This window comes from Pseudarthrobacter defluvii (assembly GCF_030816725.1).
GTDB lineage: Bacteria > Actinomycetota > Actinomycetes > Actinomycetales > Micrococcaceae > Arthrobacter > Arthrobacter defluvii_A.
On the sequence record NZ_JAUSYG010000001.1, the window covers coordinates 1,303,246 to 1,329,756 of the forward strand.

General features: G+C 67.7%; 19 protein-coding genes and 1 pseudogene. 15 read left to right on the top strand and 5 right to left on the bottom strand.

The annotated features are described in order from the left end of the window. Positions 1-2 precede the first annotated feature (2 nt). The 9 genes and pseudogenes from hemG to hemL all read left to right on the top strand — a co-directional run bounded on the left by hemG (position 3) and on the right by hemL (position 10,152). Positions 3-1,454 (top strand): protoporphyrinogen oxidase, encoded by a 1,452-nt coding sequence (gene hemG / locus QF031_RS06150; RefSeq protein ID WP_307425456.1) that lies wholly within the window; start codon positions 3-5, stop codon positions 1,452-1,454. 699 nt (positions 1,455-2,153) lie between these two features. Beyond that, positions 2,154-2,423 (top strand): annotated as a pseudogene (locus QF031_RS21440) (hypothetical protein); the annotation flags it as partial. Positions 2,424-2,832: 409 nt separating this feature from the next. Continuing rightward, positions 2,833-3,534 carry a hydrogen peroxide-dependent heme synthase gene (gene hemQ, locus QF031_RS06160; protein ID WP_307425462.1) on the top strand — a complete coding sequence of 234 codons (702 nt, stop codon included), beginning with the start codon at positions 2,833-2,835 and terminating at the stop codon, positions 3,532-3,534. After that, positions 3,531-4,775 (top strand): ferrochelatase, encoded by a 1,245-nt coding sequence (locus QF031_RS06165; protein WP_307425466.1) that lies wholly within the window; start codon positions 3,531-3,533, stop codon positions 4,773-4,775. Before hemQ ends, QF031_RS06165 begins: the two co-directional genes overlap by 4 nt. Further along, entirely contained in the window at positions 4,772-5,770 is a 999-nt protein-coding gene (hemC, locus tag QF031_RS06170; protein ID WP_307425469.1) for a hydroxymethylbilane synthase, read from the top strand. Before QF031_RS06165 ends, hemC begins: the two co-directional genes overlap by 4 nt. A 7-nt stretch (positions 5,771-5,777) precedes the next feature. Beyond that, positions 5,778-6,659 carry a uroporphyrinogen-III synthase gene (locus QF031_RS06175; protein WP_307425472.1) on the top strand — a complete coding sequence of 294 codons (882 nt, stop codon included), beginning with the start codon at positions 5,778-5,780 and terminating at the stop codon, positions 6,657-6,659. 57 nt (positions 6,660-6,716) lie between these two features. Next, complete coding sequence (gene hemB / locus QF031_RS06180; protein WP_307425475.1) at positions 6,717-7,700, top strand: porphobilinogen synthase; 984 nt, start codon at positions 6,717-6,719, stop codon at positions 7,698-7,700. Next, positions 7,697-8,770 (top strand): LLM class flavin-dependent oxidoreductase, encoded by a 1,074-nt coding sequence (locus tag QF031_RS06185; RefSeq protein ID WP_307425478.1) that lies wholly within the window; start codon positions 7,697-7,699, stop codon positions 8,768-8,770. Before hemB ends, QF031_RS06185 begins: the two co-directional genes overlap by 4 nt. Before the next feature lie 50 nt (positions 8,771-8,820). Then, the gene (gene hemL / locus QF031_RS06190) at positions 8,821-10,152 is read left to right on the top strand and encodes a glutamate-1-semialdehyde 2,1-aminomutase (RefSeq protein ID WP_307425481.1); all 1,332 of its coding nucleotides are present in this window, start codon (positions 8,821-8,823) and stop codon (positions 10,150-10,152) included. Between the two features lie 131 nt (positions 10,153-10,283). On the opposite strand, the gene QF031_RS06195 is transcribed toward hemL, so the two are convergent. From QF031_RS06195 to QF031_RS06210, 4 genes are all read right to left on the bottom strand, one after another. Then, positions 10,284-11,021 (bottom strand): amino acid ABC transporter ATP-binding protein, encoded by a 738-nt coding sequence (locus QF031_RS06195; protein WP_307425483.1) that lies wholly within the window; start codon positions 11,019-11,021, stop codon positions 10,284-10,286. Further along, complete coding sequence (locus QF031_RS06200) at positions 11,018-11,782, bottom strand: amino acid ABC transporter permease (RefSeq protein ID WP_307425486.1); 765 nt, start codon at positions 11,780-11,782, stop codon at positions 11,018-11,020. The genes QF031_RS06195 and QF031_RS06200 overlap by 4 nt, the downstream gene beginning before the upstream one ends. A 12-nt stretch (positions 11,783-11,794) precedes the next feature. After that, positions 11,795-12,748, bottom strand: coding sequence for an ABC transporter substrate-binding protein (locus tag QF031_RS06205; protein ID WP_307425490.1), 954 nt, complete (start codon positions 12,746-12,748; stop codon positions 11,795-11,797). Between the two features lie 326 nt (positions 12,749-13,074). Beyond that, positions 13,075-13,785 carry a 3'-5' exonuclease gene (locus tag QF031_RS06210; protein ID WP_307425493.1) on the bottom strand — a complete coding sequence of 237 codons (711 nt, stop codon included), beginning with the start codon at positions 13,783-13,785 and terminating at the stop codon, positions 13,075-13,077. Between the two features lie 63 nt (positions 13,786-13,848). Here QF031_RS06210 and QF031_RS06215 point away from each other — a divergent pair, with 63 nt between their 5' ends. The 3 genes from QF031_RS06215 to QF031_RS06225 are packed head-to-tail and all read left to right on the top strand — an operon-like array spanning position 13,849 to position 21,169. After that, positions 13,849-14,265 (top strand): MGMT family protein, encoded by a 417-nt coding sequence (locus QF031_RS06215; protein ID WP_307425496.1) that lies wholly within the window; start codon positions 13,849-13,851, stop codon positions 14,263-14,265. Continuing rightward, entirely contained in the window at positions 14,262-17,642 is a 3,381-nt protein-coding gene (locus QF031_RS06220) for an ATP-dependent helicase (protein WP_370874492.1), read from the top strand. Before QF031_RS06215 ends, QF031_RS06220 begins: the two co-directional genes overlap by 4 nt. Next, entirely contained in the window at positions 17,639-21,169 is a 3,531-nt protein-coding gene (locus QF031_RS06225; RefSeq protein WP_307425498.1) for an ATP-dependent DNA helicase, read from the top strand. Before QF031_RS06220 ends, QF031_RS06225 begins: the two co-directional genes overlap by 4 nt. A 63-nt stretch (positions 21,170-21,232) precedes the next feature. Here the strand turns inward: QF031_RS06225 and QF031_RS06230 are convergent, their stop codons facing one another. Continuing rightward, positions 21,233-22,531, bottom strand: coding sequence for a macrolide 2'-phosphotransferase (locus tag QF031_RS06230; RefSeq protein ID WP_307425502.1), 1,299 nt, complete (start codon positions 22,529-22,531; stop codon positions 21,233-21,235). 141 nt (positions 22,532-22,672) lie between these two features. Here QF031_RS06230 and nudC point away from each other — a divergent pair, with 141 nt between their 5' ends. Genes nudC through QF031_RS06245 form a run of 3 tightly spaced genes read left to right on the top strand, consistent with a single transcriptional unit; the run spans position 22,673 to position 26,509 of the window. After that, on the top strand, positions 22,673-23,695 hold the full coding sequence (gene nudC, locus QF031_RS06235) for an NAD(+) diphosphatase (RefSeq protein ID WP_307425505.1): 1,023 nt from the start codon (positions 22,673-22,675) through the stop codon (positions 23,693-23,695). A 55-nt stretch (positions 23,696-23,750) separates the two neighbouring features. Further along, positions 23,751-25,886 (top strand): ATP-dependent helicase, encoded by a 2,136-nt coding sequence (locus QF031_RS06240; protein ID WP_307425509.1) that lies wholly within the window; start codon positions 23,751-23,753, stop codon positions 25,884-25,886. Further along, entirely contained in the window at positions 25,883-26,509 is a 627-nt protein-coding gene (locus QF031_RS06245) for a M48 metallopeptidase family protein (RefSeq protein WP_307425511.1), read from the top strand. The genes QF031_RS06240 and QF031_RS06245 overlap by 4 nt, the downstream gene beginning before the upstream one ends. The last annotated feature ends 2 nt before the right edge of the window (positions 26,510-26,511 follow it).

The window sequence follows — 26,511 nt, forward strand, 5'->3', positions numbered from 1 at the left end:
CCATGGGGAGTTCTCCGGCGAAGCCTGGCACGGCGCTGGTGGTGGGCGGCGGGATTTCCGGGCTCCTGTCGGCCCGGGAGCTTGCCGCAGCCGGCCACGAGGTGACCGTCCTTGAGGCGGGGACGGCGTGGGGCGGCTGTGTGGGCAGCCATACGGTAGCAGGACTTACCCTCGACAGCGGGGCCGAGTCGTTCGCCACAAGGTCCGACGCCGTTGCCCGGCTCTGTGCCGAGCTGGGACTGGGTGGAATGATCGTTCCTCCCCGTCCCGGCGGTGCGTGGGTGCAGCTTCCGGACGGGGCCCGCGAACTGCCCAAGACCGGCGTCCTGGGCATCCCGGCAAACCCCTGGGATCCTGAGGTGCGCCGCACCCTGGGCACACTCGGCTCGCTGCGTGCCTCGTTGGACCGCCTCCTGCCTGCCTCCGTGGGGGCCGGTGCGGGTGTTACCAGCGTCGCGGCCCTGGTGCGGGCGCGGATGGGTTCCCGGGTGTTGGAGCGCCTCGTCTCACCGGTGGTGGGCGGCGTCCACTCCGCCGACCCCGGCCTGCTCGACGTCGACATGGTGGCTCCCGGCCTCCGTGCCGGACTGCGGAAACACGGTTCGCTCGCTGCCGCAGTGTCGGCCCAGCGGCGCGGCCCCGCAACCCCCGTCAACGCCCAGGCGGCCCAGCCTGCGAAGGCCGGTTCCGCCGTCGCGGGCCTCGAAGGCGGCATGCACACCCTGGTGGATGCCCTGGTGGCGGAACTCCAACGCCTTGGCGTGACGCTGCTGCCGGGCGCCGCCGCCACGTCGGTGTCCCGCGTCCCGGGGGGATGGAGCGTCGAGGCAGCCGGAACAGCCTTCCCCGCCGCCCTGCTGGTCGTAGCGGTGGACGGGCCGGCCGCCGTCGGACTCCTGGAAGGCGCGGTTCCTGCCATCGCGGGGAAGAGGCCAGCGTTAGGGCCGGACGTCAAGCTGGTCACGCTGGTCCTGGACAAACCGGATCTGGACCGGCGGCCCCGCGGAACGGGAATCCTGGTGGCTCCGCAGACGCACGGAATACAGGCCAAAGCGCTCACGCATGCCACCGGCAAATGGGACTGGCTCGCCACTGCCGCCGGTCCGGGGCGCCATGTGGTGCGCCTCTCCTACGGCCGGGTGGATGGCGTTTCGGTGCAGCCGGGCAGCGGCCCGGAAACCGATGATGAGCTGTTCGCAGCCGCCGTGCGTGACGCGTCCGCGCTGCTCAGCGTCCGCATCACCGGGGAAGACGTCCAAGGGTGGGATGTGGTCCGTTGGCGGGGAGCGCTGCCGTTCGCGGCCGTGGGGCACCGCGCACGGGCAGCGGAGATCCGCCGGGCCTGCACCGCCGCCGGCAATGTGGCCGTGGTGGGCGGCTGGGTGGCAGGGAACGGACTGGCAGCCGTCGTTGCCGACACACGTGAGCAAATCGGCCAACTGACCGCCGCCTGAGCATCGCTGCTGGTCAAGTGCCAGGGCGGCATTCGGAGCCTGTCCGGGACGCGCCGTGCAGGCCTTTCCTGTTTTCAATGGACCAGCTGTTCTGGTTAGGGTCGATGACTATGCTTTACAACAGGTCCGAGCTTTCCATGTCCCGGACCGGTATCCAGGGGGACTCCAACGCGGTGCCGCAGCAGCGGCCGTTGGAGCGGTACTGGTTCTTTCCACCGGCGTGCAGGCGTCCTTGGCTGACGACGCGCCGCCCCCATTGCAGGACCCCGTGGCGCAATCTTCCGCGGCGGGGGCCTCCACGGTGCAGGCCTCCCCGGCGGCTACTGCCGGTGCGGGTGCCGCCGAACGCGGGGATGGTGCGAGGGTCCAGCAGGTTTCGCAGAAGGGCGATAAAGCACCCACCAACGGCGTGCGCTCCCCGGCTCCGGCTCTCCCGGCAGTGCCGGGCGCCTTCCTTCCAGCCGTGACGGCGTCCCCGGCGGCTGCGCCCACGGCTGCGGCGCGGGCCACAGGTGGTGCTTCGGCGAAACTTCCCCTTCCCGGCCTTCCGCTCCCGATCGTTTCCGGGACGCCCCTGGTGACAGGCGGGCAGACCACCGCGCCCACGACGCCGACGGCCAACGCGTCTTCCCAGGCACCAACTTCCCGAACACCGTCTCCGGAGGCACCAACCTCCCAGGCACCAACCTCGCAGGCACCAACCTCGCAGGCACCCACCTCACAGATGCCGACCTCGCAGGCACCGTCCCGCCAGGTGCCCGCCCAGCCGGGATCGCCGACGGCGGCCGTGCCCACCGCGGCTTCCACGCCAGGCGCTGCTCCTGCATCCGGCACGTCCGCGGCGGCAGGTTCCTCAACGACGTCAGGCCCGCCCGCCTCGGCCGCGGCCCGTCCGTTCGGTGGATCGGTAACCGGAACAAACGCTGCCGCAGGCCAGTCAACGGGCGCGGGTACGGCGGGAACATCTGATGCAGCGACCGCCGGCGGTTTGGAATCCGCTGTGGCTTGGGCCGGCCAGGCGGGTTCGGCCAGCCCTGGAGCCAAGCCCGCTCCCGCCCTGCCGACAGCACTGTCCATCAATGCCCGGCATTCCCAGCCCACCCGCATGCCGCAGGCCGCCGCAGCTCCGGCAAGCGCCGGCCGGGCTGTTTCCTCAACGCGGCCGTTGCCCGGAATGTCCCACGCCTTGGTGTGGCTGGGAGCCGGTTTGGTGGGGGTGGGTGCCGCTGCAGTGCTGGTGTTCCTTCGCATGCGCCGCCTCTAAGTCTGCGACAGAGAAGCGGCCCGCGGCAGTGACAAACGTGACTTTGCTCACTTCTACGAGTTGTAGAACTCTTTGGTTTCGCCTTGGGGGCACGGAAGGGGCAAACTTGTAACCATGAGCCACACTTCTGCCGAATCTGTCACTAAAACCGAAGAATCAGCCGAGCAGTTCTTTACCCTTTGGACGGTCTTCAAGCGGTCGGAGTCAGTGGTCCGCAGCGCGAATGCCGCCGCGGACTTCGAAGCGCTGCTGGAGCGGCTCGCCGCTGCAGGGGTCACCCACCGGGGCAGCTACGACGTCTCGGCCATGCGCGCCGATGCCGACGTCATGGTGTGGCTCCACGGCTCCAAGCCGGAGGCGCTGCAGCAAGCCATCCGCGACATCCGCCGCAGCACCCTCTTTGCCGGCACCGAGATCGTCTGGTCCGCCATGGGCGTCCACCGCGAGGCCGAGTTCGCCAAAAACCACACGCCCGCCTACTCCCGCGGCGTGGCTCCGGCCGAGTGGCTCTGCGTCTACCCGTTCGTGCGCTCCTACGAGTGGTACCTCCTGCCGGATGCCGAGCGCGGCAAGATGCTCCGCGACCACGGCCTGCTGGGACGGGACTTCCCCCAGGTCATCTCCAACACCGTCTCCTCCTTCGCCCTGGGCGACTGGGAATGGATCCTCGGCCTGGAAGCGCCGGAACTGGTGGACCTGGTGGACCTGATGCGGCACCTGCGCTCCACGGAGGCGCGCAACCATGTGCGGGAGGAAGTGCCGTTCTACACCGGACGCCGTATTTCTGCGGACGAGGTCGCCGAGGTGCTCGCATGAGCCCGGAACAGCAGGCCGCAACCGACGTCAACCCGGTGACCGAGGCCGGACGCATGACGCCGAAGAATTACGACGCCGTCCTGCTCGCCTCCTTCGGCGGCCCGGAAGGCCAGGAAGACGTCATTCCGTTCCTCCGCAACGTCACCCGGGGGCGCGGCATCCCGGATGAACGGCTCGAGGAAGTCTCGCACCACTACCGCGCCAACGGCGGTGTCAGCCCCATCAACCAGCAGAACCGCGAGCTCAAGGCGGCGCTGGAGGCCGAGCTGGCTTCCCGCGGCATCGAACTGCCGGTGCTGTGGGGCAACCGCAACTGGGCGCCATACATCCCGGAGACCCTGCAGGAAGCGTACGACGCCGGCCACCGCCGGGTGCTGATGCTCACCACGAGTGCCTACTCCTGTTACTCCAGCTGCCGCCAGTACCGTGAGGACATTGGCATGGCGCTGACGGAAACCGGCCTGGACGGCAAGCTTGAGGTGGACAAGGTCCGCCAGTACTTCGACCACCCGGGCTTCGTGGAGCCGTTTGTGGAGGGAACTGCCGCCGGCCTCGAGGAGGTCCACGCAAAGCTGGCCGAAGCCGGCACGCCGGACGCCCCCATCCACATCCTGTTCGCCACCCACTCCATCCCCACGCGGGACGCTGAGGCTGCCGGCCGGTCCGAGGGTGAGCCGCGCGAGTTCGAGGAAGGCTCCGCCTACGTGGCCCAGCACCTCGCCAACGCCGCCGCCGTCATCGACCGGGTCAAGGACGAATCCGGCCTGACCGCACCATGGTCCCTGGTGTACCAGTCCCGTTCAGGGGCGCCGCACGTGCCGTGGTTGGAACCGGACATCAACGACGCCATCGAGGAGTTGTCAGGCCAGGGCGTCAAGGGCATTGTCATCGTTCCGCTCGGCTTTGTCAGCGACCACATGGAAGTTGTCTGGGACCTGGACACCGAGGCCATGGAAACGTGCGCCAACCTGGGCCTGGCCGCCACGCGCGTGCCCACCCCCGGGACGCACCGCAAGTTCGTCAACGGCCTGGTGGACCTCATCTGCGAGCGGACCGTTGCCAACAACATCGCCGACCGCCCCGCTGTCACGGATCTAGGGCCTTGGTACGACGTGTGCCGGCCGGGCTGCTGTGCCAACTTCCGTGGCGAGAAGCCCACCATCGCAGGGGCCGACACCACCGTGGGCACCGGCCATGACCCGTACCCCTCCGGCGCACCCGGGGAAGCGGCCCAGCTGTGACAGTCCGGATCGGAACCCGTGCCAGCAAGCTGGCGCTTACGCAGACCCAGCAGACCGCAGACCAGCTGGCTGCCGTCGGAGGGTTCCCGGTGGAACTGGTGCACATCCGCACTGACGGCGACGTCCTCAAGGGGTCGTTGTCCCAGATGGGCGGTACGGGTGTCTTTGTCGCTGCCCTGCGCGATGCGCTGCTGCGCAATGAGTGTGATGTGGCGGTTCATTCGCTCAAGGACCTGCCCACCGGAGCCGCCTTGGGGTTGAGCCTTGCCGCCACCCCGCGCCGCGTGGATGTCCGCGATGTCCTGTGCGCCCGCGATGGACTTAAGCTGGCAGACCTGCCGGCCGGTGCCCGCGTCGGCACTGGTTCGCCGCGGCGTGCAGCCCAGTTGCGCGCCGCCCGTGCGGACCTGGACATTGTCGATATCCGCGGCAATGTGGACACCCGCCTGGGCCGCGTTCCTGGGCTGCCGGGCAACACCACCGACCAGGTGGTGCCGGGCAAGTCCTGCGACTTGGATGCCGTGGTCCTCGCCGCGGCAGGCCTGGAGCGGATCGGCCGGCTGGACGCCGTCACCGAGTACCTCGAAACCGACGTGATGCTGCCCGCGGCAGGCCAGGGATCCCTGGCCATCGAGTGCCGCACCGCCGACGCGCCGCCGAAGCCGGGATCAGCCGAAGGGTCCCGGGAGGTCCTGGCCCAGGCACTGGCAGCGCTGGACGACCCCGACACCCGCCTCGCCGTTACAGCCGAACGCGCCCTGCTGGCCCGGCTCGAAGCGGGCTGCGCGGCCCCCGTCGGCGCCTACGCCTACCGGAAGGGCAGCATCCTGCACCTGGAGGCCGTGGTGTGCGCCGTTGACGGCACGGAAACGGTCCGGGACAAGCGCGCTACGGACGGGCTGACCGAAGTGGGGGCGACCCTGCTGGGCATCGAACTGGCTGAAGCCCTCCTGGCTGCCGGCGCTGCCGGGATCGCAGACCTTCAGGCCTCCTGACCTGGCAATGACGCAGTCTTCCAGCGGGCCCGGACACGACAAGCCGCACGGCGGCATGCCGCTCGGCGGGGTCCGGGTCCTGGTTACGCGCAGCCCGGAACGCTCGGCAGCCTTGGTGGCCGCCCTGCGGGAAGCCGGTGCTACTCCCGTGCTGCTCCCGCTCATCGACTTCGAACGGGCTCCGGACCAACACGCGCTGGACGTCGCCTGCGACGCCCTGGCGGCGGGCGCCTTCGACTGGCTTGTTGTCAGCAGCGCCACCACCGTGCATGTCCTGATGGAAAAGGCAGCCGAACGTGGCCTGGACTTGGCCCAACTGGTTCCTGCCGGCACGCGGGTCGCCGCCATCGGTCCCGCAACACGCCGCCTGCTGCAGGCAGGCGGACTGGACGTCGCACTCACACCGGACGGCGAGCAGTCGGCTGCCGGCCTCCTCGCTGTCTGGCCCGGCGGCGGCAGGATCCTGCTGCCCCAGGCGGACATCGCCGCACCCACCCTCGCCGAAGGCCTGGCAGCCGCGGGGGATGCCGTGGACGCGGTGACCGCCTACCGCACCGTTGACTACCCGGCGGCAGCGGAGCGAAGGCTCGCCGTGCAGCCGGAGGACGGCGACGCCGGCCCCCAGCCGCCGTCGTACTCCCTCGTCACACCGGAGACCGCTGCAGCGGAGATCGCCGAAGGCCGCCTGGCCGCGGTGATCGCCGCCTCTCCGAGCGCCGTCCGGCGGATCGCCGGGCTGGGGCCGCTGGCAGGCTGCCGGCTGGTGGCCATAGGACGTTCGACGGCGGACCAGGCCTTGGCCATGGGCCTGGACGTGGCGGCGGTGGCAGCTGAGCCGACCCCCGGCGGGCTTGTAGCGGCCGTGGCGAAGGCACTCAACCCGCCCTGATAAGTGACCCGCACGCTTCCCCCAAAGCTTCACAATCCAACGCGAAGGACAGGATCCATGACTTTCCCCACCCAACGCCCCCGCCGCCTGCGCACCACCCCCGCCATGCGCCGTCTGACCGCCGAAACCCGCCTTGCTCCTGCCGAACTCATCCTCCCGGCCTTCATCAGGGAAGGCCTTACCGAGCCCAACCCCATCACGTCCATGCCGGGCGTGGTCCAGCACACCACAGACACCCTGAAGCGGGCCGCGGCGGAAGCCGTTGAACTCGGCCTGGGCGGCATCATGCTTTTCGGCATCCCCGAAACCCGCGACCCCGAAGGCTCTGCAGCCCTTGACCCTGATGGCGTGCTGAACAAGGCCATCCGGGACGTCCGCGCCGAGGTGGGCGATGATCTGGTCATCATGAGCGATGTGTGCCTGGATGAGTTCACCGACCACGGCCACTGCGGAGTGCTCGACGCCGACGGGTACGTGGACAACGACCGCACCGTGGAAATCTACGCCCGGATGGCCGTGGCACAGGCAGAGGCAGGCGCGCACATGCTTGGCCCCTCGGGCATGATGGACGGCCAGATTGCCGCCATCCGGTCAGCCCTTGATGAGGCCGGCCATGTCAACACCTCGGTCATCGCCTATGCCGCGAAGTACGCCTCGGCGTTCTACGGGCCGTTCCGGGAAGCCGTGGACTCCCAGCTCAAGGGGGACCGACGGACATACCAGATGGATGCCGGCAACCGGACCGAAGCATTGCGCGAGGTTGAACTGGACCTTGCCGAGGGCGCAGACATCATCATGGTCAAGCCCGCCATGAGCTACCTGGACATCGTGGCAGACGTCGCCGCCATGAGCCCGGTTCCCGTGTCGGCGTACCAGATCTCCGGCGAGTACGCGATGATCGAGGCCGCGGCCGCCAATGGCTGGATCGACCGCCGGGCCGCCATCACCGAATCCGTGCTGGGCATCCGCCGCGCGGGCGCCCACACCGTCCTCACCTACTGGGCGGCCGAGCTGGCCGGCTGGCTGCAGGAATCCCGGTGACCGAACCTTCCGCCTCGCCCACCGCACCGGTGGGGGAGGACCGGATCCTCCTCGGCCTGAACACCTTCGGTGACGTGGGTGCGGATCCCGACGGGAGCCCCCAACCGCACGCCCAGGTACTGCGTCAGCTGCTGGAGCAGGCGGAACTGGCGGACGCCGTCGGGCTCCATGCCTTTGGGGTGGGGGAGCACCACCGCAAGGATTATGCCGTCTCCGCGCCGGAAGTCTTCCTGGCCGCCGCAGCGGCGCGGACGTCCCGCATCCGGCTGGGTTCCGCCGTGACGGTCCTGAGCTCGGACGATCCGATCAGGGTGTTCCAGCGCTTCGCCACCGTGGACGCTCTTTCCAACGGCCGGGCTGAAGTGATGCTGGGCCGCGGATCGTTCGTGGAGTCCTTCCCGCTGTTCGGCCTGGACCTGGCGGATTATGAGGTGCTGTTCGAGGAGAAACTCGAGCTGTTCGACAAGGTGCGGGCGCAAAAGCCGGTGCACTGGGAGGGCCGCACGCGGCCCGCCCTGCACGGGCTGAGCGCCTACCCGCCGCTGGAACACCACCTGCTGCCCACATGGATCGGGGTGGGCGGAACGCCTGAATCGGTGCTCCGCTGCGCCCAGTACGGGTACCCGATCATCTTTGCCATCATCGGCGGCCAGCCGCGCGGCTTCCGGCCGCTGGCCGACCTCTACCGTGAGGCGATGGGCAAGTACGGGCACCCGATGCAGCAGGTCGCCACCCACTCGCCGGGGCACGTGGCCGACACGGATGAGCAGGCCCGCGAGGAGCTGTTCCCGCACTGGCTTGCGCTGCGGAACAGGCTCGGGGCCGAGCGCGGGTGGGGTCCGGCGGGGCGGGGCGAGTTCGACGCGCTGTGCTCCATGGAGGGGGCCCTCTACGTGGGGTCGCCGGAAACGGTTGCCCAGAAGATTGTGCGTCTGAAGCGGAACCTCGGTGTTGACCGCTTCGACCTCAAATACAGCAACGGCCCGCTGCCGCACGCGGCCATGATGCGCTCCATTGAACTGATGGGCACGGCGGTGGCGCCCCGGGTGGCAGAACTGCTCGCCGGCTGACTGAACTCCCCGGCTAACTGAGCCCCCGGCTAACTGAGAGAATAGGAACCATGACTTCCAGCAATCCTCGCAACGAGGCACTCTTCGACCGCGCCCGCCAGCTGATGCCGGGCGGAGTCAACTCCCCGGTCCGGGCCTTCGGGTCCGTCGGCGGAACGCCGCGCTTCATGGTCTCCGCAAAGGGGCCGTACCTGACGGATGCCGACGGCAAGGAATACGTGGACCTCGTCTGCTCCTGGGGCCCCGCCCTCCTGGGCCACGCCCACCCGGCCGTGCTGGATGCAGTGCACGCCGCCGTCGACCGTGGCCTGTCCTTCGGTGCCTCCACCCCTGACGAAGCGAACCTGGCGGAGATCGTGAAGGAGCGCGTGCCCGCCGTCGAACGACTCCGGATGGTGTCCACCGGCACCGAAGCCACCATGACGGCCGTCCGGCTGGCCCGCGGCTTCACCGGCCGCAACCTCATCATCAAGTTCGCCGGCTGCTACCACGGTCACCTTGACGGCCTCCTGGCCGCGGCGGGCTCCGGCCTGGCAACCCTCGCCCTGCCCGGTTCCGCCGGCGTCACCGAAGCCACGGCCGCAGAGACGCTGGTGCTGCCCTACAACGATCTCGGGGCCGTCAAGGAAGCCTTCGCCGTGCACGGCGGGAACATCGCCGCTGTGATCACCGAAGCGGCCCCCGCGAACATGGGCGTCGTGACTCCTGCGGAGGGATTCAACGCAGGGCTCTCACGGATCACCCGCGAGCACGGCGCACTCCTCATCGTTGATGAGGTCCTCACCGGCTTCCGCACCGGCTACTCCGGCTACTGGGGCCTCACATGCGGAGCGCCGGATGCTGAAGACCCGTGGACGCCGGACCTGCTCACCTTCGGGAAGGTCATCGGCGGCGGCATGCCGACGGCGGCGCTCGGCGGCCGTGCCGACGTCATGGACTACCTGGCCCCCACCGGGCCGGTATACCAGGCCGGAACGCTGTCCGGCAACCCGGTGGCCATGGCAGCCGGCGTTGCCACCCTGACCAACGCCACCCGCGACGTCTACTCCTTCATCGACGTCCGCTCGCTGGAGCTCTCCTCGGCGCTGTCCAACGCCCTGGACGCCGCGGGCGTTGACCACTCCATCCAGTTCGCGGGGAACCTCTTCTCGGTTGCGTTCGGGACGTCCGCGAACGGCGTGCACAACTACGCGGACGCCCAGGCGCAGGAGGCGTTCCGCTACGCGCCGTTCTTCCACTCCATGCTGGAGTCGGGGGTCTACCTGCCGCCGTCGGTCTTCGAGGCCTGGTTCCTCTCGGCCGCCCACGACGACGCCGCCATGAACCGGATCTACGACGCCCTCCCCGCGGCAGCGAACGCCGCTGCCGCCGCCCGGGGCTAGTTGCCGGCGCAAGGCGCGTCCCGCCGTCGTGCATTAACCGAAAAGTCCCCGCCTTCCGGACAATTCCCCCCTTCCTGTGAGGGGGAAAAGTCCGGAAGGCGGGGATTTTCCGTTTGTGCCTGGTCCGTGGGCTAGAGGACGTCCGAGAGGAAGCCCTTCAGCCGGTCAGTCCGAGGATCGGTGAAGAGCTGCTCCGGGGGACCGGTTTCCACCACCACGCCGGCATCCATGAACGTCACGGAGTCCGACACGTTGCGGGAGAAGCCCATCTCGTGCGTCACCACCACCATGGTCATGCCGCCCTTCGCCAGGTCCGCCATCAGCGCCAGCACGCCCTTGACCAGCTCCGGGTCCAGGGCAGAGGTGGCCTCGTCGAAGAACATGACCTCCGGCTTCATGGCAAGCGCGCGGGCGATGGCCACGCGCTGCTGCTGCCCGCCGGAGAGGTTGGCCGGACGGGAATCCGCCTTGTGCTTCAGGCCCACCAGATCCAGCTGCTCCAGCGCCGCGGCGCGGGCCTGGTCCTTTGGCAACTTCCGCAGCTTCTGCAGGGCCAGTGAGACGTTCTCCTCCACCGTTTTGTGCGGGAAGAGGTTGAACTGCTGGAACACCATGCCGATCCGGCGCCGGAGTTCGTCCGGGTTATCCTTCAGGACCGAACGGCCGTCCAGCAGGATGTCCCCCTGGTCGGGTTCGATCAGCCGGTTCATGACGCGCAGCAGGGTGGACTTGCCCGAACCGGACGGGCCGATCACGGAGGCCGTGGTGCCCTGCGGGACATGCAGGTCGATGCCCCGCAGCACGTGGTTGCTGCCGAAGGAAAGGTGGATGTTCTTGGCGCTTAACGTTCCCGACGCGAACTCGCTCATGCCTGCGCTCCCTTTCCAACGACGGCTGCGGCCTCGTCCGGTTCTTTCTTTTCCGGCCGGCCGGTGCGAAGGCGCCGGTCGATCCAGTTCACGAAGTGCGTCAATGGGACGGTGAGCACCAGGTAGAAGACTGCTGCCGCCACGTAGGGCGAAAGGTTACCGGTGGTGGCCGCCGCATCCTTGCCGATCTGGAAGATTTCCCGCTCACTGGCCAGCAGGCCCAGAAGGAAGACCAAGGACGATTCCTTGATCAGCGCAATGAACTGGTTCACCAGGGCCGGAAGCACCCGGCGGATGCCTTGGGGCACAACTACGAGGCGCATGGACGCGCCGTAGCCGAACCCCAGGGCACGGGATGCCTCGAGTTGTCCCTTGTCGACGCTCTGGATGCCGGAGCGGAAGATCTCGCCGATGTAGGCGCCGGACATCAAGGAAAGCGCGGCGACCGCCATGGGATAGGGGCTCGTGGAACCAGTCAGTTCTCGAATAATCGGTCCGAACCCGAATCCGATGACCAGGATGGTCAGGACCGGCGGAAGGCCGCGCAGGATGTCGGTGTAGACCCGTGCGATCCAGCGCGCCACGGCGTTCCGGGAAATCCCCATCAGGGCGAGCAGCATCCCCAGGGCTGTCCCGATGATGCCTGAGATGATGGCGAGCACGAGGGTGTTCGGCAAACCGACGGCGAACATCTTGGGGATGACTTCGCCCATCGCCTTCCAGTCAAGGAAGGTGTCAGCGAGTTGCTTGAGGATATCCATGGAACGTCCTGGTTACTTGGCGGCCGGGATCTGGACGGCCTTGCTGCCCGGCTTCCAGCCCTGCGGGGTCTGCTCGGCGACGGTGGGGCGGTCCTTGTACCACTCGGACGTCAGCTTGGTCCAGGTCCCATCGGCGATGACGGCGTCAAGGCCGGAGTTCAGGGCGTCGATCAGCGGCTGGTTGTCCTTGTTCACTGCGTAGGCGGTGAAGTTCTGGGTGTTGACGACCTTTTCGGCGATCTTGGTGTTGTCGCCTTCCTTGACCTGCCCGGTCGCCTGCTGGGACGGAGCCACCCAGGCGTCGATCTGCCCGTTCTTCACGTTGCCGTAAACGGTGTTGTAGTCCGGGAAGCGGACGGGTTCCAGCTTGAGGGTGTTGGTGACGTAGTCGTCCTGCACGGTTCCCTGGACAACGCCGATGCGGACGCCTTCCTTGAGGTCGGCGAAGCCGTTGACCTTGGAGTCGTTCTTGGTGACGACGGCCATGTAGCCGAAGTCGTAACCATTGGTGAAGCCAACGGTCTTGCGGCGGGCGTCGGTGGTGGAGATCGAGGAGGATCCGACGTCGAACTGCTTGTTTGCTACCTGGGAGAGCAGGGCGGAGAAGTCGGTGGAGGCGAACTCAACCTTGAGGCCGAGCTTGTCACCGATGGCGCGCAGCAGTTCGTTGTCGTAGCCGGTGAACTTGCCGGAGGGGTCGATGAAGATGTTCGGCGGGGCGTCCGAGAGGGTTCCGACACGCAGCGTGCCTTCGGTGATGAGGCCGAGTTTGGTCTTGTCGATCTTATCGATCGGGGTGACGCTGGCAGTGGTGTACTTGTCCAGCGTCTGCTGGTCGCTGCCCGCGAGGGCATCGGTGGGGGTGCCGCTGGGCTGGGAGGACCCGCCACCGCAGGCAGCGAGGGAAACCGCGAGGGCCAGTGCAACGGGAGCGGTAGTGAGCCACTTCATCGCTTTGATTTTCATCAGGTTGTCACTTTCATATGGGGCATAAGTCGACCGGGCCGCAAGGCAGCGCTGTGGCGCCTGGCACCTGCCCGGCGCTGGTCCAGCTGTCCGGGGCAGGGGTGACCGCAAAACTTTATTGTCTCACCTGGGCGGGTTTGCGACCTTGACCGAAGAAGCTGGAGCCTCTTCCCGTAAAGGCCGAACTTTGTGCACTCGCAGGGGCGGCTAGGCACTCATCGGGAGGGCCCGGGGCCCACCGTGGCGAACGGGCCGCGGCTTGGGCGGGCCCTTATATTGCCCGCCATGACTGTGACATGCCTCCCACTTGAACCTGGCGCAGCGGACTAGAAGCCGCCTGTCGTGGCATCCTGCGGCGGCAACACCGGCCAGTCTCCCTCGATGACAGCGGCCGGCTTCGTCTTCCGAAGGTACTCCTGGAAGTCCGATGCCTGGCTGACCGCCCAGTCCACCTGAAGCTGGTGCAGCTGGCTGGCCGGCATCATCAGCTTGGGAAACTTGCCTGCCATTGCATCCAGCACCCTGAGGGTTGCCAGGGCGTCCGCCGCGGAAGTGTGCGCGTTGTCCAGGACCACTCCGTACTCCTCGCACAGTGCGGTGAGTGTTCGCTTTCCCTTGCGGTAGCGGTCAACCTGCTTGTTCATGATGTAGGGATCCAGGACCGGGAAGCGGGTGAGCTGGGGGACGCCGTATCTGGCCGATTCGGCGGCAAGGACCGTGAAGTCGTAGCTGGCGTTGAAGGCGATCACCGGGGTTCCGGAATCAAAGAGCTCCTGGAGTACCCCTGCCACTTCGCGCGTGACCTCGTCCGCGGGCCGGCCGTCCCGTTTGGCCTGCTCGGTGGTGATGCCGTGGATGTCACTTGCCTCGGTGGGGATTTCCACGCCTGGATCGGCCAACCACTCGTGCTCCTTGATAACGCCGCCTTCGTGGTCCACCACGGTGATCGATGCCGTGACGATTCGTGCCGCCCGTGAGTTGCGGCCGGTGGTTTCAAGGTCGAAGGCTGCGCGGGGGAGTGTGTTCCAGGAGCTCATGCTTCAACGCTAAGGGGACCCCCCGACAATTCCGGGGAACGCCACTGCGGCTACATTGGATCAATGCGGAATGAGTATGTCCAAGCGGTCCTGGCCATCGTCAGGATGGTGCCGGCAGGGTCCGCAGTGGCGTACGGGGACGTTGCCGAGCTCCTGGGATCAGGGGGTCCGCGTCAAGTAGGGTTCGTCATGAGCCACCACGGGGGCGGGGTACCCTGGTGGCGGGTTTTGAAAGCCAGCGGCCATGCTCCCGAGGGCCATGAAGCCGAGGCGCTGCTCCTTTACCTTGAGGAAGGCACCCCGCTCGTGGGCGCCTACAGTTCTTATCTGCGGACCGGGGAGGGGCGGTGGCGGGTGGACCTGGCCGCCGCGCGCTGGACGCCCACAGACAGTGATTTTGACGGTGTCGACGCAGTCGCCGAGGATCTGGAGCGCCGCCTCCACAGATTGTCGGTGCCTGATGATGGAATGATTTTGTGACCGTAACGATTCCTTTGACCGGCCCCTGGGGCCCGCACCGGCAAGAGCCCGGTATCGGCCAGGAGCCGGGGGCCCCCCTGGACCTGGCCGGCAGCAGTGCCCTGCCGGGATTCCCTGCCCTTCGGCTGCTTCCGCCACGGCAGGTGCACGCGGAAGCTCCCCGGCTCACACCGGACCAGCTTGCAGCGGTCGACGTAGTGCAGGGCTCCGGGCCCGTCCTGGTGCCGGGCGCGCCGGGAACGGGCAAGACCACGGTCCTCGTCGAGGCCGCTGTCCAGCGCGTCTTCCGCGACGGCGTCGATCCCGAACGCATGCTGATCCTCGCCCCCACCCGCCTTGCAGCTGATTTCCTGCGGGACCGTTTCACCGCCCGGCTGGACAGGAGCCTCAGCACCACGCCGGCCAGGACATGGGCCTCCTACGCATTCGACCTCATCCGGCGGGCAAAGGCCGAAGGCGTGATTCCGCTGTCCAGGCCCCCGCGCCTGTTGTCGGGTCCGGAGCAGGACCTCATCATCAAGGAGCTTCTCGAGGGCCACCGGCTTCCGGGACTCGAACTGCCGTGGCCCGCGGATCTTGACGGGGCTTTGGAGACCCGCGGCTTTCGCCAGGAGGTGCGGCAGCTCTTTGACCGCATCATTGAATCGGGCCGTACCGCCGAAGACCTTGCCCAATTGGCGGATCACTGCGGCCGGCCGGACTGGAAAGCGGCAGCATCCCTGTATGCCGAATACCGGGACATCCTTGACCTGCGGATGCCGGAGGCCTTCGACCCCGCCGGCATCATCACGGCAGCGCGGCAGATTTTCCAGGATGCACCGGATTTCCTCGCCGCGGAACGTTCCCGGCTGCAGGTTGTCCTGGTGGACGACATCCAGGAAGCGAACACCGCGATCTTCGAGCTGCTGGCAGATATCACCGCCGGCAAGGACTGCTATGTGACGTCGTCGCCGGACACGGTGGTCCAGGGCTTCCGGGGGGCCCGGCCTGATCTGGTGGCTGAATTGCCCCGGCTGCTCTCGGCCAATGCGGCTGTCATTGAGCGCCCGCTCTGGCACGCGCATGGCCTCACGCCGGCCGTGGCGCAGGCATGGCTGAATGTTGCGGGGCGTATTTCCCAGCGCGCCGGCGGGCAACTGGCGCGCCGCCTTGAGCAGCCCGAACTACGCGAGCAACCCGAACTGTCCGAGCAGCAACCAACAAGTACTGCACAGCCCGGACACCACGCGGTGGCGGGCCGAGTGGAGGCCCACCTGGTCCCTACCCCCGTGCATGAGCTGCGCTACGTCGCCCAGCGGATTTTGGACCAGCACATCAACCACAACCGCGATCTGGCCCACATTGCAGTCATCGTGCGCAACGGCGGGCAGGTGAGTGAGCTGCAGCGTTACCTTTCCGGGCAGGGCATTCCGGTACGGGTACCAGTGGCTGAATCGGCGGTCAGGGACGAGGTGGCTGTACGTCCTCTTCTTGATGCCTTCGCCATCGCCCTGGATCCGTCCCTGTTGACGCCGGAAGCTGCGGTATCCCTGCTTACCTCCCGCATCGGCGGGGCTACCTCCATCGAGCTGCGCAGGCTCCGGCAATCGTTGCGGCGTGAAGAACTCCTGGGCGGCGGGGGCCGCGCCAGCGACGTGCTGCTGGTCGAGGCCCTGCTCGAGCCCGGAGCCTTGGGGGCGTTGGGGATCGAGGGACGCGCCGCACGGCGCACGGCGCGGATGATCCACGCCGGGCGGAAAGCTGCGGGCCTCCCCGGCGCCAATGCGGAGTCGGTCCTGTGGGCGCTCTGGAACTCCACAGGGCTGTCCTCGGCCTGGACGGCCACGGCACTGTCGGGCGGGCCCCATGGCGCCCGGGCCGACCGCGACCTTGACGCCATGATGGCACTTTTCCAGACGGCGGAGCGCTATGTGGACCAGATGCCTGGCGCCGGCCCCGAGCAGTTCCTCGAATACCTCCTCAACCAGGAGCTTCCCATGGACACCCTCGCCGCCCGTGCCCAGCTCGATGATGCTGTTGAGTTGATGACCCCGGCCAGTGCGGCGGGGCGGGAATGGCCGGTGGTGATCATCGCCGGGCTCCAGGAAGGAGTATGGCCCAACACGAGGCTCCGCGGTGAACTCTTGGGAAGCACTCTTTACGCTGACGCCGTGGAGCATGGTCCCGCCTATGCCCTCCAGCGTGACCCCCTGAGCCGGTTGCGGGACATCCGCTACGACGAACTTCGAAGCTTCTCCACGGCGGTCTCCAGGGCACGGGAACTGCTGGTGTGCACCGCAGTCTCGTCGGAGGACGATCAGCCATCGTCCTTCCTGGACTTTGTTGCACCCTTGGAACCGGGCCAGCAGGGCAGGTCGTTCACACAGGTGGAACGGCCCATGACCCTGCGCGCCCTGGTAGCTGAACTCCGGCAGCATGCCCAGCTGGAAGCGGGTTCGGCACAAGCGGAAGAAGCCGCCTGGATCCTGGCACATCTCGCCTCGGCGCAACCGGCCGTTGCGGGTGCGCACCCGGACAGCTGGTGGGGACTGGCGCCCCTGACTTCTTCCGAAGCTGTGGTTCCGCCGGGAGGAACGGTTTCCGTATCGCCGTCGAAGGTGGAGACGGTGCAAAAGTCGCCGTTGGACTGGTTCGTCCAGGCGGCAGGCGGGGAACCGGCCACTGACTTCGCCCGGAGCCTGGGAACCCTGGTGCATGCGATCGCCCAGGACATGCCGGACGCTTCCGGATCCGAGTACGTTGCTGAACTTGTGCGCCGCTGGCCGGCACTGGGCATGAAGGACAACTGGGAGGGAAGGCTCGATTTCCAGCGTGCCGAGGCCATGGTGCGGAAGCTGGCGCAGTACGTGCTGTCCATGAGGAGCGAGGGCCGCAGCCTGCTGGGCGTGGAACAGGACTTCGAAGTGGCCCTGGGTGAAGTGGCCGTGGACGAAGCACCGCCCCGGGATGCGGTTCTCCGCGGCCAAGTGGACAGGCTCGAAATCGACGGCGAAGGCCGGCTGGTGGTGGTGGACCTCAAGACCGGAAAGCGGCAGCCGGGCAAGGACGAACTGAACCGCCATCCGCAGCTTGGTGCGTACCAGGCCGCGGTGCTGGCTGACGGTTTCGACACCGGGTCCGCCCAAAACGGGCAGCCCGGTGGAGCGGTGCTGGCGCAGCTCGGCACCACAGCCAAGAGTCCCGCCATCCAGCAGCAGGAACCACTCGACCCGCAGGAGAACTGGGCATTGGACATGGTCAAGGACGCCGCCGCCGTGATGGGTGGCAGCGAATTCATGGCGCGACACGACCCCTCAAAGGGCAGCCATGGCGGCCACGGTTGCCGGCTTCCCGAGGTATGCCCCCTGTGTGTGCGTGGAAGGCAGGTGACAGAATGAGCGACGCCCTGTCCTCGCCGCCTGCGGCGCAGGTGGCCCAGTCGGTACGCTTCAGTCCCGAAGAGCTGTCCGTGCTGCTCGGTGAAAAGAACACCCCCACACCCGAGCAATCCGCCATTATCTCCTCCCCCCTGGCACCCCGCCTGGTGATCGCGGGAGCCGGATCGGGAAAGACCGCCACCATGGCGGACCGGGTGGTGTGGCTCGTGGCCAACGGCTGGGTCACCCCCGAGGAGGTCCTGGGCGTAACCTTCACCCGCAAGGCAGCTGGTGAGCTGGCCACCCGGATCAGGTCAAAGCTCCTGGCCCTGCAGCGACTCGCGGCCACGGCCCCAGGGAAGGGGATCATTCCGGAGGGCCTGCTCAGCAGCGACGCCTTGGAGCCCAAGGTGTCCACCTACCATTCCTTCGCAAGCGGCATTGTCTCGGACTATGGGCTGAGGCTCGGCGTGGAGCGGGACGTGGTTCTCTTGGGCGGCGCGCAGGCTTGGCAGTTGGCAAGCGAAGTGGTCGAGGCCTACGACGGCGAATACGCCCACTTCAGGGCCGCCAAGTCCACCCTTGTCAAAGCCGTCATCCAGTTGGCGGGAGAGTGCGCCGAGCACCTCCAGGAACCCGAGGACGTCGAAGCCTGGCTCATGGCGCGCCTCGCGGAGTTTGAGTCCCTGCCTTACCTGGCCGACAAGAAGAAGAACCCGCCAAAAGCGGCCGCAGACCTCGCCGGCATGCTCCGGACCCGCGCCAGCGTTGCTGACATGGTGGGCCGTTACGCCGCAGCCAAACGTGCCCGCGGCGCGCTCGATTTCGGCGACCTGGTGGCGCTCGCCGCCAAGGTGTCCCAGGATGTCCCGCTGGCAGCCCAAATGGAACGACGGCGGTACAAGGTGGTTCTGCTGGACGAGTTCCAGGACACTTCCTACGCTCAGCTGGTCCTCTTCTCGCGCCTCTTCGGCGGCGGCCACGCAGTGACAGCGGTCGGCGACCCCAACCAGTCGATCTATGGGTTCCGCGGCGCGTCGGCAGGGCAGCTGTTCCATTTCGTCCGGGAGTTTCCCGTCCACACCGGTACAGCTGAAGATGGATTCGGCTGGGCACCGGCCCCGACCTCCTACCTGACAACGGCGTGGCGGAACGGCCGGTCAATTCTCTCCGCCGCCAATGTCATGTCCCAGTCCCTTGGAAGGGCGGCTGCGAACAATGCAGCTGCGGGGCACAAGGCAGCCGCGGCTGAGGTTCCTCCCTTGCAGCCGAGTCCTTTTGCCGTGGACGGCACTGTCGTACTGGGCCGTTTTGCCAGCGACGTGGAGGAAGCGGCCGCCTTGGCCGAGGACGTCCTGAAATACCGGGTGACCGATTTTGAGCTGAAGCCCGACGGCACTGCCGTGCCTCCGGCCCTCGCCGTGCTCTGCCGCAGGCGGGCCCAGATGGAGACAGTCCGGCGGCAGTTCGAAGCCCGGGGAATCCCTTACGAAATTGTGGGCCTCGGAGGGCTCCTGGACACCCCGGAGATCGTCGATCTTGTGGCTACGCTGCGGGTCCTTGCCGATCCCGGCCGCTCCGACGCCCTGATGCGGCTGCTTGCCGGGGCACGGTGGCGGATCGGTCCCGCCGACCTCATGGCGTTGCGCGACTGGTCCAGCCAGTTAGCCAGGAGCCGGGGGAAGGCGGCGCAGGGGCTCGACGGCGCCAGCGTTGACAGCGACAGCGACGAAGCGGACGCTCCAATCCTGGAGGGTGACCTGACCGATGGTGCCAGCCTGGTGGAGGCTTTGGACTTCCTGCCGCGGGACGGGTGGACCTCGCCGAACGGCCGGAGCCTCAGCACTCCGGCCCGAAACCGGCTGGCGCGCTTGTCCGTCGAGCTGCGCCAACTGCGGGCCTACCTGGGTGACGACCTCACCACTCTCCTGGGCGAGGTGGAGAGGGCCATGCTGCTGGACATCGAGGTGGCCGCGCGGCCGGGGATCGGCATCCACCAGGCCCGCCGCAACCTCGACGCCTTCCAGGACGCTGCCGCCGGGTTCCTCCGCACCTCCCAGCGGGTGGACATCCTTGCGTTCCTGTCCTGGCTGGAGGCCGCGTCGGCGGAAGAGAACGGGTTGGAAGCGCCCGCAAGCGACGTTAACCGGGAAGCGGTGCAGTTGCTGACCGTTCACGCATCCAAGGGCCTCGAGTGGGATGTTGTGTTTGTCCCCGGCATGAACGCGGGCGCTTTCCCCAGCGACAGGGATTCCCGCTGGAGCAGCGGCGCTGCCGCGCTGCCCTGGCCCTTGCGCGGGGACCGGGCGGACCTCCCGCAATGGGACCTTGACCAGCCGGACCAGAAAGGCTGGCTCGATGCCGAGAAGGACTACAAGGCCGGCGTCCAGGCGCACGGCGAGTCGGAGGAACGGCGGCTGGCCTATGTCGCTTACACCAGGGCAAAGCATGTCCTGTGGGTGTCCAGTGCCGCCTGGGTTGGTTCCCGGGCCGGGCGGGCGGAGATGTCACCGTTCCTTGCAGAACTCGAGACCCTGACGCACCCCGCCGACGGTGCGTCCCGCCCGAATGCGGCGGTCCACCCGCTGTCGCTGGAAGAGGCTGCCCTGCCCGACCAGAGCCCGTTGACGCTCCAAACCGAAGAAGCAAGCTGGCCGTACGATCCGCTGGAAGGTCCGGTGGACCCACGGAGCGGTGAGCGCCTGCGCCTGGCCGGCGGACGCCGGACAGCTATGGAAGCAGCCGCCCGCCGCGTACTCGGCATCCTGGCGGAAGACACCGGTCACCTGGTTCCCGGAGGGGTGTCGGGGCATAACGGCAGATCGGGGCAGGGGAGCAGTGAACTGGCTGGGCCCCGCCCGGGACTTACGGGAGCGGCGGCAGGCTGGGCCCGCGAAGCTGCGTTGCTGCTGGAGCGCAGGGCAAGAAGGTCGGGGGGCCAGGACGTGCACCTGCCCAGCCATATATCGGCGTCCACCCTGGTTGACCTCGGGGACGATCCCGAGGCTGTCTTGGGACAGCTGCGCCGCCCGGTGCCGCGCGAACCCGGCATGTCCGCGCGGAAGGGCACCGCTTTCCATGCGTGGGTGGAGGAGTACTTCGGAAGGGCCGGCATGCTGGACCTTGATGAGGCGCCGGGTTCGGACGACCACATCGATGCTGCCTACGACCTGGATGAGATGGTGGCCACCTTCAAGGCCTCCCCTTGGGCTGACAGGTCGCCCGCATTCGTTGAGGTTCCCGTGGAAACCAGGGTGGGGGAGGTGGTGGTCCGCGGTCGCGTGGATGCCGTCTTCCAGGATGCCGATGGCCGCTGGGACCTGGTGGACTGGAAGACCGGCCGGCGCCCTTCCGGGGCCCAGCTGAAGACCCGGTCGATTCAGCTCGCGGTGTATCGGCTGGCGTGGGCGCGCCTCAAGGAGGTGCCGCTTGAGGACGTGCGGGCCGCGTTCTTTTACGTTGCCGACAACGCCGTGGTGCGGCCGCACGACCTCGCCACCGGAGCCGAGCTGGAAGGTATCGTTGCTGCTGCTCTCAGCCGCCCGTAAGGCCATTTCGAACCTGCGCCGGCACAGTCACCGGCGCGGCGCCGGGGAAGCGTCCCGCAAAGGTCAGCCCTGTTTTACGTTGATGATCGAGATGGCGGCCGTTGATGTATCGTCCGGACCGTTTTCTTCCCGCTCCGGCTTTTCCTGCGCTTTGCTTGCGGCTGCGGCCGGCTCCGCCGGAATGGGGGCCACGTGCACGGCCGGACTGGAGTGCACGCCCGGTGGTGCCTGCACGGCAGCGGTAGCGGGGGCAGACTGCACAGGACCGGGTTCGGCAGGAGCAGAGTCCACGGGGACGGGTATCACCGTGACGGCGGGAGTCACGGCGGAACTTCCTCTCCCTGTTCCGTGGGCGCCCCCGGAAGCTTCCGCCGGTGCAGGTGCTGCCGTCCCGGAGGTGTCGGGCTCGTTTTTGCCAGGAAGCGGCTCAACGCTGATCGGCTGCCCGCCGTATTCCGCAATGTCGCTGGCCAGGCTTTCCAGCATTCCCTCGGCTTCACTGACCATGTCCCGGTCACCCGCAGCCAGGCCCTTGACCAGGTACTGCGCCAGGGCGAACTCAGCTGACAGCGCGGCCCGGCGCAGCAGGTGCTGGTCCGGAACGTCGCGGCGGCTTGACGTATAGGCCGCCAGCACGCTGTCAATGAAGTCCTGTTCATTGGACGCCACCAGCCAGGCGAAGTCGTCCGCAGGGTCGCCGATGCGCAGGTCCGTCCAGCCGGTGACCGCGGTGACCCGCCCCGACTCCACCAGCAGGTTGTCCTCGTGCAGGTCGCCGTGGACAACGCTGGGGTTGAACCGCCACAGGGACACGTCCTCCATGGCGTGTTCCCACCGGCGCAGCAGGGAGGCAGGAATCTGTCCGGTGGTCGCAGCCTGGTCCAGTTCGTTCAGCCTCCGTTGGCGGAACTCGTTGGGGGTGTAACTGGGAAGGTCGGCGTTGCTGACCAGCGATCGCGGCAGGTCATGGATCGCGGCCAGGGCGGAACCGATTTCGCGGGCCAGGCTGGCGGGACCCGACGTCAACTCCTCAACACTGCGCGTACTTCCGGACAGGTGTGAGTAGACGAAAGTGGTCAAGGTGCCCAGCCGGACGCTGCCGGCCACGGTCGGCATGAGGAAAGGTAGTTCCGCCCGAACCGCCGGCGCGAAGGCCCGCAGCACCAGGAACTCCGTTTCCAGCCGGGCGCTGGCTTCCGCGTGCCGAGGCGACCGGACCCGCCAGCGTTTCCCTTCGGAGTCAAGGAGCAGGGCTGAGTCGAAGTCCGCGGGGTCGTCCGGCGCAGAGCTAACGGCCGTCGGGGTCAGTCCGGGGACTGCCGCGGTTGCAATCGCCGCCAGTTCAATCGGTTTTCTTCTCACCGTTCCACGGTAGATTGCCCGCCGTCCCACAGGGCGGTCCGGCCGCGGCGAGTCTCGAGATACCTGCAAATTAGGGGGTACTTACCCACAGCAGCTGTCCGGGAAATGTGAAATGTGGGTGGCAGTCAGTACGGTGGAACCATGAGCCATGCGGAGTCCGTAACACCCGTCCACCCGGCTGCGCCTGCACCATTGCCGGCGAATCATTTGGTGGATACCCTCCTCCCGGTGAGGCCGGCCCTGGTGGACCGCGGATCCGCCGTGCGAGGCAGGCCCGGCATGGTCGAGGAGCTGCTGGCCGGTCCCCACGCCGTGGCCGCTGTACTGTCCGGACGTCAGGGGCTTGTGCAGGGCAGCAGCCTGGCGCTGACCGGCGCCAGGGAACTCCTTGCGGAACTCAATGAAGCAGGCTCCCCGCCCGAGCTCGTGGTCTACCTGGGATCGGCACTTCCGGCGGCCGATCTTCCATCCGGCACCGAGTTACTGCTGTTTGTGCTGCCTGAAGCACCCGAGCCCGGCACCGCCGGTATACCCGGTGACGCGGTCTGGGCGGGGTTCCGGGAGGTCGCGGCAGAATTGACCGCCACCTCCACCGCGTTGTTCGTGGAGTCCAGCGCCATCGCCAACTGGCATGCGGCCCACACCCACTGTCCCCGCTGCGGTACGCCTACCGAGGTGGAGTCCGGCGGCTGGGTTCGACGGTGCCCCGCGGACAGGTCGGAACACTTTCCCCGGACTGACCCGGCCATCATTGTCACGGTGGTCGGCCCGGACGGCCGGCTGCTCCTCGGCGGCGGCGGTCCCGTGGATGCCCGGAACTACTCCACCCTGGCCGGATTCGTCGAGCCGGGGGAGTCTCTGGAAGAGGCCGTGGTCCGCGAGATCCAGGAAGAGGTTGGGGTGCGGGTCACCGCCTGCCAGTACCTTGGCTCCCAGTCGTGGCCGTTCCCGGCCTCCCTTATGCTTGGTTTTACCGCCGTCACCGAGGACGCCCAGGCAACGCCCGACGGCGTGGAGGTTACCAGGGCGCGCTGGTTCAGCCGTGAGGAGCTCCAGGACGCGGTGCTCAGCGGGGAGATCACGATCTCCAGCAGGCTCTCCATCGCCCGCTCGTTGATTGAGCACTGGTACGGCGGCCGGATCCAGGACCTGGCCGGCGCATAAGTTATTCCATCCACCAGACACCAGCACGCGGTAGTCGAGAAACAAAGCAGCAGAAGTGACTACAGAGAATTTTGACGGACCTGGCTCCCTCGAAGACCGGATCCTTGGAGGGCTGGACGACGAACAGCGTGAGGTGGCCAGCACCCTGAACGGCCCGCTCTGCGTGCTGGCGGGCGCGGGAACCGGGAAGACCCGTGCCATCACGCACCGAATTGCCTACGGCGTGCACTCAGGGGTCTATACGCCGCAGCGCCTGCTCGCGGTAACCTTCACCGCCCGGGCCGCGGCGGAGATGCGCAGCCGACTGCGGGACCTTGGCGCGGGAAATGTCCAGGCCCGGACCTTCCACGCCGCAGCCCTGCGGCAGTTGCAGTTCTTTTGGCCGCAGGCTGTGGGGGGCACGTTGCCCAACCTGCTGGACCACAAGGCCCAGATGCTTGCAGAGGCAGCCCGCCGGCTGAGGCTCAGCACTGACCGGGCGTCCATTCGTGACCTCGCGTCGGAAATCGAGTGGGCCAAGGTGTCCATGCTGACCCCTGCCAACTACCTTGAAAACGCCCAGGGAAGGGGCGCGCCAGGCGGGTTCGACCTTACTGCCGTGGCCCGGGTCTTCCAGTCCTACGAGGACGTCAAGACCGACCGCAACGTGATCGACTTCGAAGACGTGCTGCTGATCACGGTGGGCATCCTGCAGGAGGACGAGAGGGTAGCCGCCACCGTTCGTGAACAGTACCGGCACTTCGTGGTGGACGAATACCAGGACGTGTCACCGCTGCAGCAGCGGCTCCTGGAGCTCTGGCTCGGCGGCCGGGACGAACTCTGTGTGGTGGGTGACGCCAGCCAGACCATCTACTCCTTCACCGGCGCTTCACCCCGGCACCTTCTGGACTTCAAGACCCGTTACCCGCAGGCCAATGTGGTCAAGCTCATCAGGGACTACCGCTCCACGCCGCAGGTGGTGAAGCTGGCCAATGACCTGTTGGCGGGGCGCCCCAGCGGCGGGCCCACCGCCGACGCCGCCTGGGCAGCGCCGCTGCAGCTCGTGGCGCAACGACCCGCCGGGCCCGCGCCGCAGTTCACCGAGTGTACGGATGACGAAGCCGAAGCCGCCACGGTGGCACAGAAGATCAAGGCACTGCTCGACGCCGGCACTCCAGCCAGCGAGGTCGCCGTCCTTTTCCGCACCAACGGCCAGTCCGAGGCCTACGAGCAGGCGCTGGCAGCGGCGGGCATCGGCTACCAGCTCCGGGGCGGCGAACGCTTCTTCGCCCGGAAGGAGGTCCGGGATGCCATCCTTCAGCTGCGTGCAGCCACTAGGGCTGTATCCGAAACGGAAACCCCCGAGCCTCTGGGGCAGCTGGTCCGCGACATCGTTTCCTCCCTCGGCTACACCGATTCCGCGCCGCACAGCGGCGGTGCCTTGCGCGAACGCTGGGAGTCCCTGGCAGCCCTGGTAGCGCTGGCTGACGAGCTCGCGCAGAACCGCGGACCGCAGTTCGGACTGGGCGACTTCGTCACCGAACTTCAGGAACGTTCCCTCGCCCAGCACGCACCAACAGTGCAGGGCGTCACGCTCGCATCCCTGCACGCCGCGAAGGGCCTCGAATGGGACGCCGTCTTCCTGGTAGGCCTCAGCGAAGGATTGATGCCCATTTCTTTCGCCGATTCCCCTGAATCGGTGGATGAGGAACGCCGGCTGCTGTATGTCGGCATTACCCGCGCGCGCGAGCACCTTTCCCTCTCGTGGAGCACGGCAAGGACTCCCGGGGGCCGGGCCAACCGCAAGCCGTCCCGGTTCCTCGACGGCCTGCGGCCCGACTCGGTGGCAAGCTCAAGCACCCGCGGGAAGGGAACCGTACCCCGCCGCAAGGCTGCCGCGCCCGCCGTCTGCCGGGTCTGCGGCAGCATGCTCGCCACCGGTGCCGAACGGAAGGTGGGCCGCTGCAACGCGTGCCCGCCCACATACGAGGAACAGACGTTTGACGCCCTTCGCAGCTGGCGCCGCGAGGTGGCGCAGTCCGCGGACGTTCCGGCCTTCGTGGTCTTCACCGATGCCACGCTCACAGCCATCGCCGAGGCCCGGCCCTCGTCGCTGGAGGAACTGTCGGGGCTTGCCGGCGTCGGTCCCTCCAAGCTGGAAAGATACGGGGAAGACGTTCTCCGGGTCCTGGCGGAGAGCTCTGTCCTGTGAGGCGCAGCCCCAACAGCGCTTCCCGGCAGGCAGCCGCAGAGCCGGCGGGGTTGACAACGCCGGACGGCTCCCCGGTGGAAGTTCGGCGGTCCACCCGGCGCACCAGGACGGTAGCGGCCTTCTGGGAGGACGGGACGGCGGTGGTTGCCATTCCGGCCCGTTTCACTGCCGCACAGGAGCGGGAGTGGGTCCACCGCATGCTTGCCAAACTGCACAAGCAGGGGGAGCGGCCCGCGGCATCCGGCCGGCGGCGTCCTGCCACAGACGAAGCCCTTGCAGCCCATGCAGCGCAGCTGTCCGCACAATATCTTGGCGGCCGGTCAAGGCCTGCCGCGGTCCGGTGGGTAGGCAACCAGAACTCCCGGTGGGGTTCCGCCACTCCGGCCGACGGAACCATCAGGCTGTCGGACAAACTCCGGCCCATGCCGCAATGGGTCATCGACTACGTGCTGCTCCACGAACTGGCCCACCTCCTGGTGGCCTCGCACAACGCGGCGTTCTGGAAGCTGCTGGAGGCATACCCGGACACCCAGCGGGCCAAGGCATTCCTCGAGGGCGTCTCGTTTGCCACGTCCCGGGGCCTGGACAGGGACGGCACGGCCAGCAGCGCTGACGCCGACTAATT